Below are 19,812 nucleotides of genomic sequence, written 5' to 3' on the forward strand. Positions count from 1 at the left end.
GTACGAGAAATCCCCTTCGAAGTCGTCATCCTGAGCGCTTAAAAAAACCAATCTAAGTACAATGTGTTGAACGCGAAGGATCTCAACTTATAAAACAACTGTCTTACTTTGACTTTGAGACCCTTCGCGGAATACAGTTTAAATCTAATTATATGTTTAACGCGCTCAGGGTGACAACCAAAGAGTAAATTTATCTCGGACTCATATTGGTATGTAATTAAAAGAAAATTACGGATGACTCCTACAGCCTATACCATCCCATGCGACAAAGGGTTGCCTGTGGTTTTCGTTACTTTCCTCCAAAGCCAAATACCCGGTGAATATTAAAACCAAACCGGAAATCGCCTTCCCAGAAACGGTCCCGGTTATTCGCCATGATAAACTGCTCGTTGTGCCATTGGGAGCTTGTGAAAAACAGCTGGAAAATATGTCCGCCGGTATCAATATTCAGTGCGATAGCCATGGCATCGGAGGTTCCGGCATTTCGGTCTCCAAGCACCGGCAGGTATTCGGTATTCAGTGACAGCCGCTCGTTGATCTCATACTGCATGAGCACACCCATCCCATACAACTGTCCGGCACTCCCCAACACGGGATTATTGAAATGGGCGACCATAGGAGTGAGCTGCAGGCTGAACCGATCCATTTTCCTGGCGGCCATAACGGAAGCGAAGTAGCTCAGCCGATCTTCAAACGTATAATTCAATCCGGACAGCGTATTAATTCCCATCGATGCCTTTACGGCTACGTCCAAAGGCATACTGCCGGATCTCGTTTGCCGAAGCAGGTTCACTTTGGTGCGGAGGTCCACGACCTTGTTGAAGGTCATCCGGCCTATACCAACGGAGAGCCGATCCGAAATACCATAGTCGATATTCAGCTTGGTATTGGCACCGTCATCCATTCCAAAGAAGGTATCGAGTCCGCCGTTTGTGAGCCCAAAGGTATGTACGACCGAGCTCATCATATTTTTCCCATCCGGATTTTGGACGGTGGAAATTCCCACGGCGACCGGCGCCCAGAATGTCCGTTCTACTTCTTGATCGGTAACGGTCCGTTCACGGGTTAGCTGAGCATTTGCGGGTGCAGCGTAAAATGCCAGAAAGACTATTGTAAGAAACAAGGTATAGAGAATGCCGTGATGCTTTGGAGTCATATTCATAGTTCGGGTATTAAAGTTCATCTCGTTGCATGGGTTTTAGGAGTATATCGATCTCCACGGTCTGTTCGTCATTGACGCGGTAGAACAGAATGCCGGGAGGCTCGATATTAAAGTCACTTAACAGAATAGGGAAGGTCGCTTTGAGGCGAATTCCCTCCGCGGTATCTGTCAGTGTTCCATCCACGCTCATTGCTTTGGTAATGTCATTGATGGTAAACTCACCGGTAGCGGTCACGGTAGTTTCCTCTCCTGCAGTTGGCAGGCCGGGGGAATCCATTGACCCGGTAAATTCAGCAAAAGGATGCTCGTCTGCATTCAATGTGCTATACATATCCCGGTCCCGTTTCCCGATACCGGTTTTCAGGGTGTTGAGGTCCAGGTAGAAGTCGATCAGGTTTTCCTGTGGATTTATCATCCCGGTGAGGTGATCAGATCTTCCCGTAAAAGAATGCAGGGGAACATCTGAAGTAAATTCAGCTGTTCCGCTATCAGAATAATAGACTGTATTGCTGTTTACATCCTGAGAGAAAACCTCGATCTGTAGCTGGAAAAACAGTAAGAAAATGAAAACCGTGATGGTCTTAGTAACCATAAGACTCCACAACGTTTACGGTACCTGTCATTCCTAAGTTTACATGCGGGATGCAGAAATAGGGATAGCTTCCAACTTCGGTAAATGTATAGGTGAATGTCTCTCCCGGAGAGAGCTCGCCACTGTCAAACATCCCGTCACTTTGCCCGTTGGTTCCGCTGGTTACGGTATGGGTAACACTGCTTCCGTTGGTCCACGTAACGGTAGTTCCGACTTCTACTTCGATCTCAGCAGGGGTGAATGACTGACTTTCCATTCCCACAGCATTGGCTGAGGGCTCACCGGTGCCGCCGCCATTATTACCGCCGCCACCGTCATCATCTGTGGCTGAGGTGCTGCCTCCGCATCCGATCAGGGAAAGGCTGATGGCGGAGCATAGGATTATAAAAAGGAAAGAGGATGTTTTAATTGTTTTCATATGTACAGGGTTTAGTTATCGTTCATTAACCTGTACAGGGATGAAGGCGGAAGGGTTGCCTCGGGATTTATTTAAATGAGGAAGTAATATTTAACAGGATAAATAGTCATTGTTTCTTTCCTGCTTAGAGTGTATTCCTTTCAGGTATTGTTCCATCTGATGGTCAATACTGTGCAAAAAAAAAGCGGCAACCTGATCAAAGTTGCCGCTCTTTTAAAATGGAGAATAATTCTATAGGCCTAACGCTTTTGCAACGTTAATACGTCCTTTTCCATAAAATTTATCCGTGCCGTTCTGTCCCAGATCATCAGCAGATTGTAATATCGCAGATTTTACCTGGCCAGGATTATTCGTGCCCTGACTAATGATCAAAGCTGCCAGTCCGGATACATGCGGAGAAGCCATAGAAGTACCTGACAGTCCTACGATAAAGTTTCCGGTCTGACAAACAGGAACGACTAAACTGGTTTGAGTACATGTGGCCCAAACCGGTGCGCCCGTGTTTCCACCGGGAGCTGCAACATCAATTGATGATCTCCCAAAGTTTGAATACACAGCGGGAGCATCGACGTCTGTGAAAGGCCCGTTAACTGATTGAGAAGCAATAGGTCCTGTTGCTGAAACACATATCACGTTAGGTGAATCACAAAACGCATTATAAATATTTCCATCTTTGTCTAAGTCAGCTGCACTGTTTCCGGCTGAAACAACCACGGTTACACCGGCACGGCGTACAGTATTCATAAGACTGTTGATGAATCCCACAAAGTTACCGTTACCGGCTTTAAGGAATCCTCCACCGAGACTCATGTTTGCAACATCTACCCCTGTTTCAGATGCAAAAAGAAGTCCTGAGAAGATCGCCCCGAAGTTACAGTCTCCAAACACATCACAAACTTTTATTCCCGTTAACGTTGTTTTGGAAGTAGTACCTGCACCAATAATTCCATTACTCGCCACTGTTGCTGCAACATGGGTACCATGATATTGCAGATCTGTGATGTAATTTCGACCCGGGAAATAGATATCAACCAAGGCATCATCAGTGGGTACAAAAGAGATCGATCTCGAGAGGTCAACCAATCCGGAAAGGTCTAAATTGGTATAATCAATTCCACCATCTAAAATTGCAAAGGTAACGTCTTCACTTCCAAGATATCCGGCAGCCCAGGCCTGATCAGCATCAATTGCGGGGTAGTGCCATTGTCTGGCATAGAAAAATGAACCGGCAGGATTTTGAGTAGATGAAGCCACAGCTTCTTCTGAACTTAACTCTGCATCATTTGGCAGGTTCAGTGAAAATGAAGCATTAGCAGTAAGCTCTGAAATGTCTTTTCTGGCACGCATTTCTTCGGCTTGAGAACTTGTCAGTCCGCTTACATAAGCAAAACCGGAGTCATGTTGATAAATAATATTACCGCCTTTATCCTCAATATCATCAGAAAACCCTTTGGGTATTTTATTGCCTTTAAATAGCAATAGATACTCACCGTCAATAATACTGTTTGTTTCTGCAGCCGTTGCCATTTGATCCATTGAAAATTCATTGGATAGCACCGCCCCTGATTCACTACTTAAATTATTTTGGTCCACGATATTAGTATCGCAACCGATTGCCCCGAAAAATAATAGTGCAATTACTCCGAATAGAATATTTTTATATTTCATTGATCTGTCTTTAAATGAATGTTTAATACAAGATTTTACATTTAACGAAAAGAAAATTCTCCTACAACAGATTACTCTGAATATTAATATTATAAATTCTTAATAAATATTGGAATAGCCATAAAGGATGAGGTAATGATTTCAGGGGCAAGGTTTTAGGTGTTAGTGTAGCCTGAGAATAACATTAACACTAACACCTAAAACCTAAAACCTCACATCTAACATCTATCCAAATTCATCTTCGATGTGATTAAATTTCGGAGCATTGTTCTTATTTTGAATGGCTTATTGAGAATATTCAGATAATTATGACCTTGGAGAGATAGCTGTCAGAGAAAAGATCCGCATTTAATATTCGATATTCATCAACCTTGAGTAAGCAGCACCAAACTATCTTCTAAAGCCGCCACGGAATGTTCCATTTCTGCCGGGATATCGATCTCATCAAACTGCTTCATGCGGACATCTTTTTTTGATTGATGGTAGATGACTTCTCCTTCCAGCACCAGCAGCTTGGTGGGGTGATGAGCAGTGTGGTCGTCTAATTTCATTCCTTTTTTGAATCCAAATAGCAACACCTTGAAATGTTCTCCGGTGTGAAATGATTTCGCGATCGGCCGCTCAGATGAGTTCAATTGATCTTTAATGGTCTGGATAGTCATGGCTGTTGGTGGTTAATTCATATTCATACTAATCGTACAAAAATGAACGGACATTTGCTATTCTGCCATGAATTAAGAAAATGGATCATTGATCATGCTTCGCAATGATCCAGACGGCATGGATGATACCGGGCAGAAAACCAAGAATGGTCAAAAGGATATTAAGCCAGAACGCGCCTTTAATTCCAACGGTCAAAAATACGCCAAGCGGAGGAAGTATGATGGCAAATATGATTCGTAAAATACTCATAGTTGTCGTTTTAAATTCTGTTGTTGATAAGGTCTTTACTGAGCGGAGCCTCTTTTAGTTTCCTGTTTAATCGTAAGTACCGGAAGTCATATCTGTTGTCATACATCAATTGCTTTTGATAGTAGTTAATATATTCCAGCACGGCGAAGAAGTTGGCAAACAATGCCCATCCCAAAAGGTTACTGCTGTTCAGCTGTTTTCCTGAGATAAACCATTGTAAGCACAACACAACAGGGATAAGCAGGATCCCAATATGGTCACTCGTTTTGAATGTCCTGAATCGATCCAAAACACGGGGTTGCGGAATAGGCTCTCCTTTAAGTGAGGAATATTTAAGCCACCAATAATAGGTTCCCTGCATAAGTATATAACAAGAGAACAGAATGCCATAGGTGAAAAAGATCAAGTCAGTGAACCCAAAGGTGAGGATGCAAAAGATCATGATCCCAAAGAACATGAACGCATTCATACCCTCTACCTGGTAGGTCCATTGAATTTTATGCATTAATCTTTTTCGATTAGAATATGATGGCATAAACTACCTGCTTATTCTTCTCTGATTTGCAGTATTATTGTTTATAGATCTTACCGTCTTTCATGACAAAAGAAACGGATTCCATGGTTGAAATATCTTCAAGCGGATTCTTGTCTGTGGCTATGATATCCGCCATTTTTCCAACTTTAATGGTTCCGATCTGATCTTGCATTCCCAGGACGGTAGCAGCTACAGTAGTGGCACTTTTGATGGCTTCCATGGCAGGCATTCCAACTTCTGTCATGTACCCGAATTCCCGTCCATTCAGTCCATGAGGGAATACACCGGCATCGGTTCCAAAGGCGATCTTCACTCCATGTTTGTACGCTCTCTCAAAAGTGTTTTGGATCTTTGGACCTATCTCCAGTGCCTTGGGTACTACAAGTGCAGGATAATATCCTTCAACTTTCGCTTTCTCAGCAACCCATTTTCCGGCTGAGATCGTAGGTACATAATAGGTGCCATTCTCGATCATAAGATCCATGACCTCTTCGGTCATATGAGTTCCATGCTCGATAGTAAGTACTCCGGCTTCTACAGCTCGTTTCATACCTTCCGCACCGTGGGCGTGTGCTGCAACATGCATTCCGTATTCTTTGGCTGTTCGTACAATAGCATCCAGCTCATCTTCAAAGAACTGTGGGGCGTCTCCGGATTTGGCAACACTTAAAACACCACCGGTTGCGGTTATCTTAATGTGATCAGAACCTTCTTTGTAGCGCTGACGAACTCCCTCACGAGCTTGAGCAATACCATTGATCACTCCATCTTCAGGGCCGGGAGCACCCATTAACGTATTTTTCCATCCATTTGTTGGATCTGCATGTCCGCCGGTAGTGGCAATCGATTTCCCTACGGTAATAACGCGCGGGCCATCCACGAAGCCTTGATTAATGGCATTTCTGAGTGAAATGTTAACTCCAGACCCACCAAGTTCACGAACAGTAGTGAATCCGGCCATCAGCGTCCTCTTAGCGAAAGCAGTGGATCGCATGGCAAAATCGGCTTCATTAAAAGTAAATTCTTCTAAATACTTCTGTGGGTTTGTCTCGCTTTCAAGATGAACATGAAGATCAATGAGTCCGGGCATGACGGTTTTGGAGCGAAGGTCTATGACGCGGTCGTCGCGGTTTCCATTCACATATCCGTCTTCAATTGCAGTGATGGTATTGCCTTCGATGATGATACTTACCTCAGAAAGGGCATTCTCAGAAGTTCCATCGATAAGCGTTCCGGCGTGTATAATGGTACGCTGGGCAAATGCCTGGAAAACAGTTAAAAATGTAACGAGTATGGTAAAAAGTAGAATTTTCAGTTTCATGGTCGTTTAATAAAATTGAGTTTCACGCAATATATGGAAACGAAGCTAAACATCATCCCCCATCGAAAAGATGGTCCCGGAAGATTTTGTTACAGAAAAGTTCATTAAGAGTATTAATTGTTTTAGTTTTGGAACCTTAAAATTCATCAAAAGCATATAATGATATTTACGGTTTTACTATTTGTAGCTGGACTGGCCACGCTGATCGGCGGAGCTGAATTATTTCTTAGGTCGGTAGATAAATTTGGGGCCGCATGGAGTGTATCTCCCGTTGTAATGGGACTTACCGTGGTTGCATTTGCAACCGGTGCTCCCGAGTTAGCCATTAGTTTACAGGCTGCCGTAGATGGGAAACCGGACCTTGTGGTGGGGAATATCCTTGGAAGTAACATCGCCAACATTTTATTGATCCTTGGGATCGCAGGATTGGTTCACCCACTGAAGATCACCAATCGTATCATCAAAGTGGACGTCCCGATGGTATTAGCAGCCAGCGGCCTGCTTTTTGTTTTGGCAATGGATGGGTTATTAAGTCCGCTCGACGGGGGTATCATATTTATGGCTTTGATCGGGTACTCCGTATTTATGTATTTCCAAATCCGAAAAGACCGTGCAGATAATATTTCTATTAATGGCGGGGAAACGAAATTGAAGGAGCCGTTGACGGCTGTTTTTTATGTGAAATATGTGGTGTTGTTACTTATCGGCCTGGTGCTGATCGTAATGGGGTCGCGGTTTATGGTACATTCGGCTGTTGAAATTGCAGGAGTGTTAGGGATCTCAGAGTTGATCATTGGTCTTACGATCGTGTCAATCGGGACCTCCTTACCGGAGGTTGCCACTTCGGTTTCGGCAGTTCGTCACGGTGATTCCGACACAGCCGTTGCCAACGTGATGGGAAGTAATTTGTACAACATTCTGCTTACGCTAAGCCTGACAGTGTTGATTGCTCCGGGAGCAATCGATGTTTCTATGGATGCGGTCAATCTTGATCTTCCCATTATGGTGATCGTGGCCGGAGCTTGTCTGCCTTTATTCTGGCCGGGCAAAGAATTGGGAAGGCCGGAGGCGTTTGGCTTTCTGACCTACTATGGATTATATCTGGCCTACCTGGTACTCATCTCCATTCAGCATCCATTCAAAGATCAGTTTGAAGGCATCATGGTGTGGATCGTTATCCCGGTCACGGTGCTGTTGATCATCCTGAAATTTGTACTTGATTATCGAAGGGTTCGGCTATAATATAGTTGCGATATCGTTAATAAGATCAATCGCATGCATACTACCAATAAAATTATCAAACCTTTTCTTGCACTCACTCTGATATCTCTGCTTTTTGTTTCTTGTGGTGAATATGAGCAGAGATCAACTACGCCGGATATAGACGACCTGCTTTCATTTACGGCAACAGAGGTCTTTTCCATGAGTGAAGTGGATAGCATATACTTTTCTCATTTAGGATATGAAAGTGTGGTACTGGAGAATGGGAATATCTTAATTCCCGACCGACAACTTTCTAACCTGATCGTTATTGACGATGGCGGAAACCTGATAAAAACAGTGAGAGACGGTAGAGGTCCCGGTGAAATTCAGGATGCTTATGAATTTACGGTAGATGCCCAGGGGAACGTATATACCTATGATCAAAGAAATGACAAGATTTTGGTATTCGACAAAGATGTTGCCCTGCTTAAAGAAGTGATTCCGGTTAATTATGAATCCACCTCACTTGCCAAAGCCTATCCAATGAAAGATGATGAATGGATATTTGAGCTAAACTCCTTTGAATTTCTGAGGAACGAAGACAAGGAGAGAGAACTATTTCTTATAAATTATGATCTGAGTGCAGAAGGATATGGAGAGAAGTTTACATTGAATGCACAGCCTTATGCACGCTTGATTATTGATGGGGTTACCAGAGGGGGAAGGTTGGTACCATTCTCTGGAGGAACTATTTCCACATACAACCCTGAAGAAAAAACACTGTTCCTGTTTGATACATCAAGTGATCTTATTGCTGAGGTCAATGCTTCTTATGACACGGTAAATACTATTCCGGTGAACCTACCAACAGAAGAATTATCTCAAGCTGAAAGGGATTCCATACGATCAGATCATATGGATGAACAATGGAAAACGATGCAGGAACTTCTTCCGGAGGTTAAAGCTCCGGTCAGTAAGATGATCTACCACAAAGGAGAATTCTGGATGGAATCAAACATTTTGGGAGATTCCGAAATGTGGCTGGTATTGAATAAAGAGGGACAAATAACCCGTGTGGTTCATCTCCCCAAAGACAGTATGCTCATGCATGTTTCCGATGAACACCTGGGGGTGAGGCTGGATGATGTGACCTTTGCCTTGTTCACTAATCCCAAGCCGGAAGCTTTGTAGGGGATCAGCAAAATTAAATAAGGCACTGTGTCTATTACGTCCCATCAGGGCTTTGATACTCGTTAAATAACAAATCAAATCAACTACGATCGCATGAATAAATTAAAATATCTTGTTTATCTAAGTGTAAGTATTTTATTCATTTTAAGTGCTTGCAAAAGTAATAGCTCTGATTCCGATTCCGGGGAGACCTATGAACTTTCTGAGTTCATCGGAGAATGGGAACGGACAAATTCTACCGCAGACGATTTTGTAGCGTGTCCCGAAGACCCCCCTGTACTTGAAATTTCACAATCTGAAATTCGCTATCCCTATGGAGATGAGAATGGTAGCATGCAAAATTCACAGATCCTTGAATATGCCTTTGACGGAGAAAAATTCAGCGTAGATGCCGGATGGGATTTTGAGATCCTTTCAAATTCCGGAGATGAATTCAGATGGAATGATAATTTTGACGGAACAGAAGAAACGTATGTAAGAGTGGAATAGCATTCTACCTATATCCTGAAAAGATTTCGTTACCAAGCTCTTGCTTGGTAATGCAGTCCCGGAAGCTCCAGCTTCCAGTGTATACATGAAGATGGTTCTATTTCTTAGCCTGCCGCTCTTTCTCCTTCAACACATAATTAACGAATAGAAACTCGAGTGCCGCAGCTTCATAGCCTTTCCAGTTTTGGATGAGTTCCTGGAATCGTCCTTCGGAGGTATTGTGTGGGTCTTCTCCGTAGCTGTAGATGATCCACCGGCGCAGTCCTTTTTCTTCATCACCTTTTTTGTTGGAGGGAAACACTGCATCGGTTCGCCCTCTCATCATCATCAGATCCTGCCCCGAAGTTGGTCCGATACCTTTTACTTTTGTGATAAGGTCATAGAATTCCTGTGGATCGCACTCCATAAGATGATCCATATCCACATTTCCGGCTACGATGTCGTTCGCCAATCCCACTAAATATTGACCTTTGCGCAGGGTAGGGCCAAGTTTTCGAATGTTAGCCGGATCAGCCTTCATCAGCTGATGGGGACGTGGCCAGGCCGGGAGCGACTTTTTGCCAAGCATTAACGCTGTTCCATAAGCTTCCCTGATAGCGAACATCATCTTCTTGGCGGTCGGCTTATGGTTCATCTGCATCTGTACGATACGGTATAAAATATCTTCAAAAAGATTGGCACGAGTCATGCGCTTTAAGCCATACAACTCGCTAAGTTTGTCTCCCAGAACTGCATCATCTTTGGCTTGGTCGTACAGAGGGCGAAGATCCATATCTGTACCTAAGATCTTAGTCAGGCTTTTATTGGCCTCTGCAATTTCATCTTTGGAGAGGGATTCAGCCGATTCTATATGAAATTCGGGGTTCTCCGGGTCACCATTGAAAAAGACGGTTACGATCACATCGGTTTCCCCGACTGGAATAGGGCGGGTGAATCCTTCCTCAAAAACTTTCTCCGGCTCATGCTCGTGATCAAAATAGGATTCAACATCCAGGCAGAGAAACCAGTCGTGCGGGGGAATAGATTTTAGAGTCCAGGAACTCATAGGCTTGGGATTAAGAATTAGTTGTCAGGTACATCTTGTTGCAGGTACTCAAGGTATCGCATCGGTAATGTGAACGGCCGTTCTATTGGAACCGGTGGAAATCGAGGTACAGCGGTAGTGTCAGGTCGGGTGGGACGCAATTCGGGGTCCCACGTAAATCCTTCCAGTCTTCGCTCCGCCAATTCCGGAAATTCCTCAAAAAAGTATCCGTCGTTTTTACCTGCAACCACACGCTGCAGGTCTCCATTCCTGAAATACATGACTGTTTGAGGGGAGGTGTATTCTACAGCTCCGTCTGGTTCACCCTGTTCATTTGTAGTGTGATAAAGTACCTGACTGTTGGGATATATTTTGAGCCTTGAAATATCGCCTTCCTCAAAGTCAGCGATCAATGTATCTCCCTTTATCTGATGAAGTCTGCCGGTGGCACTGTCTTCTTGAACAGTGATGGTATTATGGTAGGCTTGTAGCTGGCGGACTTCATTGCTATCCATCTGCACGCTGATGTAGGGGCCGTTGAGCTGTATGTTATCATGCCAGGCAATAGGATTGGAAATAAGTTCAAAGATCTCGGTTGAGGAATCGTAAAGCAGGGTGTCTGAGATGGAAGAAAAATCCTTGGACCATACGCGGACGTTGCCATAGGAGCGCACCAGATCGACGGAATCATGTTCTATCAAAAGCAGCTCATCTGAATTAATATGCGTGGTATCTGTAGTATCGGCACTGATCTTACGGAAATAGGAATTCCCATCCACATAGCGCCTTCCGGTTGAATCGGCTTGCAGGTAATCGCCGGTGAGTAAACCATTGTTGCTGCTGTCTGCCACAAAGATATTGCTGTAAAGCTCCAGATATTCAGATTTACGGTTTATAAATAAACTATCGCCTTCCGCATATTGAGCGGTATCAGCAAGTTGAACATTTCCTCTGAAAATAGCACTATCCTGGTTTTGATAATACGTTCCTTTGCTGGCGATCAAAGTACCGCCTTCATCTTCGAGACGAATGCCGTCTTCAAAAAAGGCGACCTTGGTGAAGAAATTATAGTCCACCTTTTCGCCAAACAGGGTAGTGCTGTCTTGTTCGATGATCACACGTCCGCGGAGTAAACTCAATTCCTGGTCGGTGTAATAAAACAGGGTATCACTCCAGATGATCTCATCCGGGGTTTCAATTTCGATATTGCCATAGGCCCTCAACTCATTCCGGTTCAAAAACTGCCAGGCACTGTCACTGACCATTTCAATATTCCCGGTTCTCAGGCGCACATCATACATTTTTCGGATCGGTTCACCGTCCTGAGTAATATTTGTAACCTCTCGGGCACGCTGAATTTCCACCAAATTTTGAGCATGGGAAGCAAAAGGGATCAAGACTGAAATGATTGCCGCAACAATAAGGGGGGGTATGTGGAGCCTGTTTCTCAATCTATTATAGTTTCTCCGGTTACTTCTCTCAGGGTATAATTACTCAGATCTGAATTTCCGTCCAGGCCTATGGCAGAGATACTGTCGGAGGGTGTAATGATAGTCAGGAATTCCGGGGTACTTACCTTATCCGTATTTCTATCCCACTTCAGATATTCTGACCATAATCGCTTTTGTTCCGGGGCTTCTACATAGACATTCCCAAAGAGCTCAAAAACAGCTTCATCAGGCCTGTAAACTGCGCTGTCCGATTGAACATAGGTCTTGAGATTCCCCTCTTCGTCAAAGATATCAATAAATACCGGTCCGCTTATTTTGGTGATATTGCGGGTATCGTCTTTGATGGAGGCGGTATAACTTCCCTTTAGTCTTAATTTGAGTTGCTCTTCCTCCATGATCTCCATATCCACACCCCAGCTTTCGGTTACGGTGAAAAGGGAATCACTTAAAGCTTCATTAACTTGCCGGCTTTCATATTCGGAGAGTTCTCCGCATGCCGAGATCAGGAAGACGCCAAAAAAAATAATTAGCACACAGCTAAAGCGTGCCAAAGTAGCGGTCTCCCGCATCGCCGAGTCCGGGAACGATAAATGCGTTTTCGTTGAGTTTTTCATCGATAGCGGCTGTTATAATTGGAACGTCAGGATGATCGTTTTGAAGCCGTTCAATACCTTCCGGTGCAGCGATCAGTGAAACAAAGCGAATATTATCGGCTCCATTCTCTTTTAGGAATTTAAGGGCATGAGATCCGCTTCCTCCGGTTGCAAGCATGGGATCGACCACCAGGGTGTACGCTCCTTTCAAACCGCCAGGGAAATTATGATAGTAATTTACCGGTTCATGAGTTTCCTCATCCCGATACACTCCAATATGCCCCACTTTGGCATCAGGCATAAAGCTGATGATGCCATCAACGAGGCTGAGTCCGGCCCGGAGGATGGGGATCACAAACACTTCGGTTTCAGGCTTGTATCCGGTCGTAGTTTTGATCGGTGTTTCTACGTCATATTCCTTGAGTGGCAGATCGGTCAGGGCCTGATAGGCCAGAACCGTTCCTATGGTGCTCATGGCCCGTCGGAAAGCAGCGGTTTCCGTATTCTTATCTCTCAGAATACTGAGGTAGCGCTTAACAACGGGGTGATCGATCTCAACTACGTTTGACATATTAAGCTTGATTTTCCTCTTCTTCCATTTTCTTGAAGTACTTCTTACTTGCAACTGCAACCGATCCTGACAACGCAAACAAGGCGATAATATTAGGGAAGGTCATCAGTCCCAGAGCAATATCACCGATAGCCCAGACTGTGGCCAGTGGGAATATAGCTCCCAGGAAGTGCATCAGCAGATAAACAGCTTTGTAGGGTAAAATAGCACCGTCTCCGGCAAGATATTGAATAGAACGGTCTCCATAATAACTCCAACTGATGGCGGTCGAAATACCAAACAGAAGCACACAGAAAGTTACAATGTGTTTACCGTAAGGGAAGATAGGGGCCAATCCTTTTTCAAAGGCAAGGGAGGTAAGCGGAGCTCCGTTTTCAATGATGCTTGTATAAACAGTTGCCACAACATTTCCGGCTTCATCAGTGAAGGTACCGGTAGTAACATTAAGGGTACCTGAAAATTCTTCTCTGTCTTCAAGATCGAGGAAGAAGACTCCGGTTTCAAAATCATTTCTCTTAACCGTACCATTCACAGGATCACCGTCTTCAATGATCAGTGTATTGCTACCGTCAGCTACTTCCACCGTGTTATTGCTGTTGCCGGGCTCATATACCATGTCATGGCGTTCTTCCCACACTCCGGTAGCTACAATCACCAAACCGGTCATAGTACAAACAACGAGGGTATCAATAAAAGGCTCGAGCAGGGCTACAACACCTTCACGAACAGGTTCATCTGTTTTTGCAGCTCCGTGCGCAATAGGGGCAGAACCTTGTCCCGCTTCGTTAGAAAACAACCCACGTTTAATACCCCAGACCAGGGTTGTTAAAAATACCCCTGAACCTACCCCGAACAAGCCGGCTTCAGGAGTGAAGGCAGTCGTAAATATCGTTCCAAAAGCAGGGATAACATCACCGGCATTCAGTGTAAGAATAATAAGTGCACCTAATACATAGATAAGCGCCATAAGCGGCATCAGTCGGGCAGTAACTTGTCCAATTCTTTTGATACCCCCAACTATTACAACTCCAACAAAAGCTGCGGTCACAAGACCTGATATCCAGCTTGGTATCTGGAATGTGCTGTACATGGTGTCAGCAACTGTGTTTGCCTGAACGGCATTACCGGTAAGGAAGGAACAGATAACCGCCATGGCTGCAAAGAATACAGCAAGCCATTTCCAGTTTTCCCCCAATCCTCTTTCTATATAATACATAGGTCCACCGGATACCGAACCGTCCTTATTCTGAACGCGGTATTCAACGGCAAGGGTACACTCAGTGTACTTGATCGCCATACCGAAAAAGGCGGTTACCCACATCCAGAAAAGTGCTCCGGGACCACCGTAATGAATGGCGATAGCCACTCCTGCGATATTACCAATACCAACTGTAGCCGAAAGTGCAGTTGTTAATGCCTGAAAGTGATTTACATCACCGGTGTCATCGGGGTCATCATAAACCCCCATTACCGATTTAATACCGTGGGCAAATCTTCTTATTTGTACAAAGCCAAGTCGAAGGGTAATAAAGATTCCAAAACCTAAAAGCAGAACCACCATAATGGGGAATTGCTCCGGGGTTGACCATACCAGGTTATTCAACCAGTTAACAACTTGTTCAAATAATTCCATGAATAAAATATTATTGGTTAAGAGTATTAGTAAGAGGGCAGGGAGAAAGTAAAAAACATTTGGGAATATTAAAGGATAACATTTGGGAAGCTTACAATTTGTATAATTTTCTTAAAGAGAGAGATAAAGCAGGGTATGGTTTGAATAAACAAAGGTTAGCTCATTTCTGAATCAGGAAGAGTAAAAGAAACGGTAAAATGATTTTATAGAAATTTCGGAATGAATTGTGAACGATTTTATAGTAGCTTTGTTTTCATTGTAGTATTTTTGGAACCATATATTAAATAATAATCAATCTTTAAGATCATGACTAAAGCAGATATAGTAGATGTAATTTCTTCATCTGTGGGCCTGACCAAAGTTGAAACCGAAGCCGTTGTAAATGGATTTATGGAGACGGTTAAAGACGCAATGAAACGCGGTGAAAATATCGAATTGCGTGGTTTTGGGAGTTTCAAAGTTGTAAAGAGAGCACAGCGAGTAGCACGAAATCCGAAAACGAACGAGGAAGTAATAGTTCCTGAACAGTACGCTCCGGTGCTAAAAATGTCTAAAGATTTCAAAGAAGCGGTTAATGAAGCCCAGGTGGTTGAAAATTGATTTAGAAAACCTGTGAAAACTTCTTATTTTTACGACCGTTCGAACAATGGTAATTTTTATTAAACACAGTTAGGTGAGTATTTATGCCAAGTGGTAAAAAAAGAAAGCGCTCCAAAATTGCAAAGCACAAGCGAAAAAAGCGTCTGAGAAAAAACAGACACAAGAAGAAAAAATAAGATTTTACAAGGCTCCGGTTTCGGAGCCTTTTTTGTTTAAGGAAATTGTGAAGGAGACGGTCAATCCTATGTGCGGTCAGAGATAAACAGACTCGGCCAAACAGAGCCTGCTCGTTATAATTTTCTAATGTATGTGAATGAAGGCGATTCTTAACCGGAATCGCCTTTTTTTATGTCTTGGATTTTCAAGCGTAAGAATCTTTTAACAGAATCTGAGTTTTACAAAGCTCATTTTCAGTACAGTTTTAAAGGACAAAACAAAACATCCCCTTAGATGAAAACATACAGAACTTTCCTTCTCTCACTGTTAATGCTCTTTGGATTTGTCGGGAGTGCGATGGGGCAGGTGACTTCTGATGATGCCTGGATCAATGAATTTCACTACGATAATGATGGGTCGGATGTGGGGGAATTTGTGGAGATCGTTGTTAAAGATGTAGGGAGTTATACATTAAGTGATTTTATTGTTCATCTTTATAATGGTAGTAATGGTGAAAGTTATGGGTCGCAAACCTTAGATTTTTTTACTGAAGGGGAAACAGTAGGCGATTACACTTTTTTTTATTGGGAACCAAGTAGTATTCAAAATGGTCCAGATGCTGTTTCTTTGACACATAATGTGTCAGTAGTACAGTTTTTAAGTTATGGAGGAACATTTATTGGATCTGGAGGCCCAGCCGATGGGGTAAAATCCGTTGATGTGGGCATTTCTGAGACAGGAAGTACACCAATAGGAGAATCACTTCAACTTACCGGAGCCGGATATGGATATGATGATTTCACATGGAGCGGTCCAAGTGAAGATTCACCTGGTTTGGTTAATAGTAGCCAGTCTCTGACACCCGCCGTAGAATTTTCTTCAGCAGGTGCTACAGTGAATGAAGCAGACGGCACTATCGATATCACCGTCAAGATCGTGATCCCTGATGGAAATGCCGTAGATGTTGATGTTGTATTTCAGCAAGGACCGAGTACAGCTCAAGCTACAGATTTTACGACCAGTACAACTCAAACTGTTTCCTTTGGATCAGGTGCTGTAAACGGAGCAACCCAAACAGCTACTTTTACCCTTAACTCTGATTCAGATTATGAAGGAATTGAAGAAGCCAAGTTCATCCTAACTAATATTTCCACTTCCGGATCTGCTACCATAAGTGGACAGACTGAATACACTTTAACGATCGAGGATGATGATACACCAACGGTAGTTATAAATGAGTTCTTGGCTGATCCTGGGGGTATTGATATAGATGGAAGTGGTACATATCAATTCGATGATGATGAATTCATAGAGTTATACAATAATGAATCTGTAAGTGTTAACATAAGTAACTGGACTTTATCCGATGGAGCTATCAGGCATGCTTTTCCAGAAGGAACTGTATTAAAAGCAAAATCTGCAATAGTAGTATTTGGAAGTCCTGACCAATATTCAGGTTTGTTTGGAGGTTCTATTGTTCAAGGAACTACTTCTTTAGGTTTAGCTAATGGTGGGGACACTATAATTTTGGCAGATAATGAAAGTAACACTGTTGATTCTCATACCTATACATCAGGTATACCTAGTGGAAAATCTATGGTTAGAGATCCTGAAGGAACCGGTACATTTAAAGATCATGATGCAGTAACTGGCCATGTTGGAGATTACTCTCCGGGCCTTAAAACAAATGGAGATCAATTCAACTCGAATTTATTAATAGAGGGCAATGCCGGCTGGCGTATGCTTTCAGCTCCTGTAGCAAACATGCCAATATCAGATATCACGGATGACACTCCGATTCAAGGTTTTGGAGATGGTTTTGCGAAGAATTTCTATACCGGATATGATGGCACCTCTTTCACTGCCCCTGGAGATCTTACAGGTAATCTAAATTCCGGAGAAGGTTTTATTCTCTATTTCTACAATAATAATGAAGCAAGCAGTTCAACGCTCCCTGTTGTAATTGATATAAGTGCTGGATCTGAACCCTCTGGTGATGTAACCATATCTTCTTTAAACGATGATTTACATAGCGATGGATGGAATTTACTTGGGAATCCTTTTCAAACGGCATTTAATATTGACTCAATTACGACTTCCGGGGGTACTACAGGCCTTGCTAGTGCGGTTGCACACATTTGGAGTGATGAAGATGAGTCTTATATCCTATCGACCGCTAATGATAACAAGGTTGCACCCGGACAAGGTTTCTTCTTGCAGAATGATGATGCTACTTCTGTAACCCTGCCAATAACTGGAAAAGCAACGGGTACACGATTTTATAAGACGAATAAAAAAGAATCGGCTTTTGTCCAACTTGAACTGCGGACTAGGGACGTATATCAGAACAGAGAACAAAAGGATATTTCTACAGTTCTTTACTTCAGTGATAAAGCTGGCCCGGGTTGGGATAAATGGGATGCGAAAAAACTATATCCTCTTAAAAGCAGCTATTCATTATTGAATATTATCTCATCAAGTGATGAACAAGCACGAACTCAGGATTCAAGACCTTTTGAGAACGTAGGTGAAGAGATCTTCTATTTAGAAGTCGAGTCAATGAATGTTAAAAGCGCTCAAGTGCTTGAATGGAATAAAAGTTCAAATATTCCTGAAAGTTGGACTTTTACTTTCAGGGATAATAAAACAGGAGAAGAAGTACTAATGGACGAAAACTTTTCTTACGATTTTACTCACAATGAAATAGCGGTCAATCAGAAAGCAAATAAAGAAGCAAATCTGAAAGAAGTAATGACTGTGAAGAAGAAAAGTTTAGACCCAAGATTTATGATCACTTTGAGTAAGGGAACCTCCGTTACCAACGAACAAACGGATCAGCCTCAGAAAATGGCACTTAAGCAGAATTACCCGAACCCGTTCAATCCAACTACCAGCATCTATTACAGTATTCCGGAAGCAGGTGAAGTGAACCTGACCATTTACAACGTGATGGGGCAGCGTGTGCACACACTGGTTGATGGACAGAAATCAGCCGGGGAATATCGGGTTACATGGAATGCCACGAATATGGCAAGTGGCATCTATTACTACCGTTTTAATTATGCCGGACAGGTAATTACCCGTCAAATGACCTTAATTAAGTAATTTTAAATTCATTAATGCTCAATGTTAAATGAGTACTGCCATTTAACATTGAGCATTCAACATTAGACATTGTCATTATGAAAACCCTGATCTATCTTTTGTTAGCATGTACCTTGGTATTTATTCTGACTTCGGTGTTAGTTGCTCAGCCTTTTTTCCCGGGGCCACCATCTCAGGCTCCAATCGATGGCGGACTTAGCTTACTTGCTGCTGCCGGAGGTGGGTATGCCATCAAGAAACTGCGCGACAGGAAGAAAGCCGAAGAGCAGGAAATGCAAGACCTTGATATATAAGCGTACTTATAGCATTGAATATTGAGTATAGATTCTTAGCTTTGACCGATCTCTAATAAAGCTAAAACCTCCTATGAAGCTTGCCCTTATTCAACAATCCTGTTCTGAAGATAAAAGTGCTAATGTAGAACGTGGATTGAAATCTGCCCGCGAAGCCGCAAAAAAGGGAGCTGACGTCATCTGTTTTGCCGAACTTGCCTTTGAGCCTTTCTACCCCCAATACAAAGACCCTAAAGATCCGGGGCAGCACGCTGAACCTATTCCCGGGAACATCACCGAGTCATTTTCAAGGATCGCCAAAGAATTCGGAGTGGTCATCGTTTTGAATCTCTACGAAAAAGACGGGGATGATTTATACGACAGCTCGCCTGTGATAAACACCGATGGTTCCATTTTGGGTACAACACGAATGGTGCACATCACCGATTACGCTTGTTTTTATGAACAGGCCTACTACACGCCGGGAAATAACGGTGCACCGGTTTTCGACACCCCATTTGGAAAAATTGGAGTAGCCATCTGCTACGATCGTCATTATCCGGAGTATATGAGAGCGTTGGCAATAGCCGGAGCAGAAGTTGTTGTCATTCCCCAGGCAGGATCAGTGGGAGAATGGCCTGAGGGATTGTATGAAGCGGAGGTTCGGACGGCCGCTTTCCAGAACGGCTATTTCACAGCACTTTGTAACAGGGTAGGGGAAGAGCCTAAATTGACTTTTGCCGGTGAGTCATTTGTGTGTGACCCTGATGGAAAAGTCATAGCCCGGGCAGGTACGGGAACTGAAGAAATTCTTTATTGTGATGTGGATCTGGAAGAAGTGAAGACCTCACACGCCAAGCGTTTATTTCTCAGAGACCGCAGGCCGGAGTTGTACAAAGATTGGATCGGGTGAAGA

General features: G+C 43.3%; 20 protein-coding genes. 7 read left to right on the top strand and 13 right to left on the bottom strand.

The genetic code is table 11. From position 1 onward, the window contains the following. Positions 1 to 289: 289 nt before the first annotated feature. The 8 genes from ACFSVN_RS12215 to ACFSVN_RS12250 form a co-directional block, all read right to left on the bottom strand. Positions 290 to 1,183, bottom strand: a complete 894-nt coding sequence (locus ACFSVN_RS12215) for a DUF5777 family beta-barrel protein (protein WP_390303123.1) — start codon at positions 1,181 to 1,183, stop codon at positions 290 to 292. Beyond that, positions 1,173 to 1,754 carry a YceI family protein gene (locus ACFSVN_RS12220; protein WP_390303126.1) on the bottom strand — a complete coding sequence of 194 codons (582 nt, stop codon included), beginning with the start codon at positions 1,752 to 1,754 and terminating at the stop codon, positions 1,173 to 1,175. The genes ACFSVN_RS12215 and ACFSVN_RS12220 overlap by 11 nt, the downstream gene beginning before the upstream one ends. Beyond that, entirely contained in the window at positions 1,744 to 2,172 is a 429-nt protein-coding gene (locus ACFSVN_RS12225) for a cupredoxin domain-containing protein (RefSeq protein ID WP_390303129.1), read from the bottom strand. Before ACFSVN_RS12225 ends, ACFSVN_RS12220 begins: the two co-directional genes overlap by 11 nt. Before the next feature lie 231 nt (positions 2,173 to 2,403). After that, on the bottom strand, positions 2,404 to 3,840 hold the full coding sequence (locus ACFSVN_RS12230; protein WP_390303132.1) for a S8 family serine peptidase: 1,437 nt from the start codon (positions 3,838 to 3,840) through the stop codon (positions 2,404 to 2,406). Positions 3,841 to 4,205: 365 nt separating this feature from the next. After that, entirely contained in the window at positions 4,206 to 4,502 is a 297-nt protein-coding gene (locus ACFSVN_RS12235; RefSeq protein ID WP_390303135.1) for a cupin domain-containing protein, read from the bottom strand. Positions 4,503 to 4,587: 85 nt separating this feature from the next. Next, positions 4,588 to 4,752 (bottom strand): YqaE/Pmp3 family membrane protein, encoded by a 165-nt coding sequence (locus tag ACFSVN_RS12240; RefSeq protein ID WP_390303138.1) that lies wholly within the window; start codon positions 4,750 to 4,752, stop codon positions 4,588 to 4,590. A 10-nt stretch (positions 4,753 to 4,762) separates the two neighbouring features. Continuing rightward, positions 4,763 to 5,257, bottom strand: coding sequence for a hypothetical protein (locus tag ACFSVN_RS12245; RefSeq protein WP_390303141.1), 495 nt, complete (start codon positions 5,255 to 5,257; stop codon positions 4,763 to 4,765). Between the two features lie 64 nt (positions 5,258 to 5,321). Beyond that, on the bottom strand, positions 5,322 to 6,608 hold the full coding sequence (locus ACFSVN_RS12250) for an amidohydrolase family protein (protein ID WP_390303144.1): 1,287 nt from the start codon (positions 6,606 to 6,608) through the stop codon (positions 5,322 to 5,324). 159 nt (positions 6,609 to 6,767) lie between these two features. On the opposite strand from ACFSVN_RS12250, the gene ACFSVN_RS12255 reads away from it, so the two are divergent. From ACFSVN_RS12255 to ACFSVN_RS12265, 3 genes are all read left to right on the top strand, one after another. After that, on the top strand, positions 6,768 to 7,850 hold the full coding sequence (locus tag ACFSVN_RS12255; RefSeq protein ID WP_390303147.1) for a calcium/sodium antiporter: 1,083 nt from the start codon (positions 6,768 to 6,770) through the stop codon (positions 7,848 to 7,850). A 33-nt stretch (positions 7,851 to 7,883) separates the two neighbouring features. After that, on the top strand, positions 7,884 to 9,002 hold the full coding sequence (locus tag ACFSVN_RS12260; RefSeq protein WP_390303150.1) for a 6-bladed beta-propeller: 1,119 nt from the start codon (positions 7,884 to 7,886) through the stop codon (positions 9,000 to 9,002). Positions 9,003 to 9,095: 93 nt separating this feature from the next. Continuing rightward, positions 9,096 to 9,491 carry a hypothetical protein gene (locus tag ACFSVN_RS12265; RefSeq protein WP_390303153.1) on the top strand — a complete coding sequence of 132 codons (396 nt, stop codon included), beginning with the start codon at positions 9,096 to 9,098 and terminating at the stop codon, positions 9,489 to 9,491. 97 nt (positions 9,492 to 9,588) lie between these two features. Here ACFSVN_RS12265 and ACFSVN_RS12270 read toward each other — a convergent pair whose 3' ends face one another. The 5 genes from ACFSVN_RS12270 to ACFSVN_RS12290 are packed head-to-tail and all read right to left on the bottom strand — an operon-like array spanning position 9,589 to position 14,763. Next, positions 9,589 to 10,536 carry a DNA-3-methyladenine glycosylase family protein gene (locus ACFSVN_RS12270; protein WP_390303156.1) on the bottom strand — a complete coding sequence of 316 codons (948 nt, stop codon included), beginning with the start codon at positions 10,534 to 10,536 and terminating at the stop codon, positions 9,589 to 9,591. 17 nt (positions 10,537 to 10,553) lie between these two features. After that, on the bottom strand, positions 10,554 to 11,912 hold the full coding sequence (locus tag ACFSVN_RS12275; protein WP_390303159.1) for an OstA-like protein: 1,359 nt from the start codon (positions 11,910 to 11,912) through the stop codon (positions 10,554 to 10,556). A 50-nt stretch (positions 11,913 to 11,962) separates the two neighbouring features. Then, complete coding sequence (gene lptC / locus ACFSVN_RS12280; RefSeq protein ID WP_390303162.1) at positions 11,963 to 12,499, bottom strand: LPS export ABC transporter periplasmic protein LptC; 537 nt, start codon at positions 12,497 to 12,499, stop codon at positions 11,963 to 11,965. A gap of 4 nt (positions 12,500 to 12,503) precedes the next feature. Beyond that, positions 12,504 to 13,130, bottom strand: coding sequence for a uracil phosphoribosyltransferase (gene upp / locus ACFSVN_RS12285; RefSeq protein WP_390303164.1), 627 nt, complete (start codon positions 13,128 to 13,130; stop codon positions 12,504 to 12,506). 1 nt (position 13,131) lies between these two features. Continuing rightward, positions 13,132 to 14,763: an alanine/glycine:cation symporter family protein gene (locus ACFSVN_RS12290; RefSeq protein WP_390303167.1), complete on the bottom strand. Its 1,632-nt coding sequence runs from the start codon at positions 14,761 to 14,763 to the stop codon at positions 13,132 to 13,134. A gap of 306 nt (positions 14,764 to 15,069) precedes the next feature. On the opposite strand from ACFSVN_RS12290, the gene ACFSVN_RS12295 reads away from it, so the two are divergent. The 4 genes from ACFSVN_RS12295 to ACFSVN_RS12310 all read left to right on the top strand — a co-directional run bounded on the left by ACFSVN_RS12295 (position 15,070) and on the right by ACFSVN_RS12310 (position 19,809). After that, complete coding sequence (locus ACFSVN_RS12295; RefSeq protein ID WP_390303169.1) at positions 15,070 to 15,363, top strand: HU family DNA-binding protein; 294 nt, start codon at positions 15,070 to 15,072, stop codon at positions 15,361 to 15,363. A 450-nt stretch (positions 15,364 to 15,813) separates the two neighbouring features. After that, positions 15,814 to 18,624 (top strand): lamin tail domain-containing protein, encoded by a 2,811-nt coding sequence (locus ACFSVN_RS12300; protein ID WP_390303172.1) that lies wholly within the window; start codon positions 15,814 to 15,816, stop codon positions 18,622 to 18,624. A gap of 77 nt (positions 18,625 to 18,701) precedes the next feature. Continuing rightward, positions 18,702 to 18,917 carry a PID-CTERM protein-sorting domain-containing protein gene (locus ACFSVN_RS12305; RefSeq protein ID WP_390303175.1) on the top strand — a complete coding sequence of 72 codons (216 nt, stop codon included), beginning with the start codon at positions 18,702 to 18,704 and terminating at the stop codon, positions 18,915 to 18,917. A gap of 73 nt (positions 18,918 to 18,990) precedes the next feature. Further along, positions 18,991 to 19,809 (top strand): nitrilase-related carbon-nitrogen hydrolase, encoded by an 819-nt coding sequence (locus ACFSVN_RS12310; protein WP_390303178.1) that lies wholly within the window; start codon positions 18,991 to 18,993, stop codon positions 19,807 to 19,809. The last annotated feature ends 3 nt before the right edge of the window (positions 19,810 to 19,812 follow it).

The sequence above is a fragment of the Gracilimonas halophila genome (assembly GCF_042684365.1).
GTDB classification, from domain to species: domain Bacteria; phylum Bacteroidota; class Rhodothermia; order Balneolales; family Balneolaceae; genus Gracilimonas; species Gracilimonas halophila.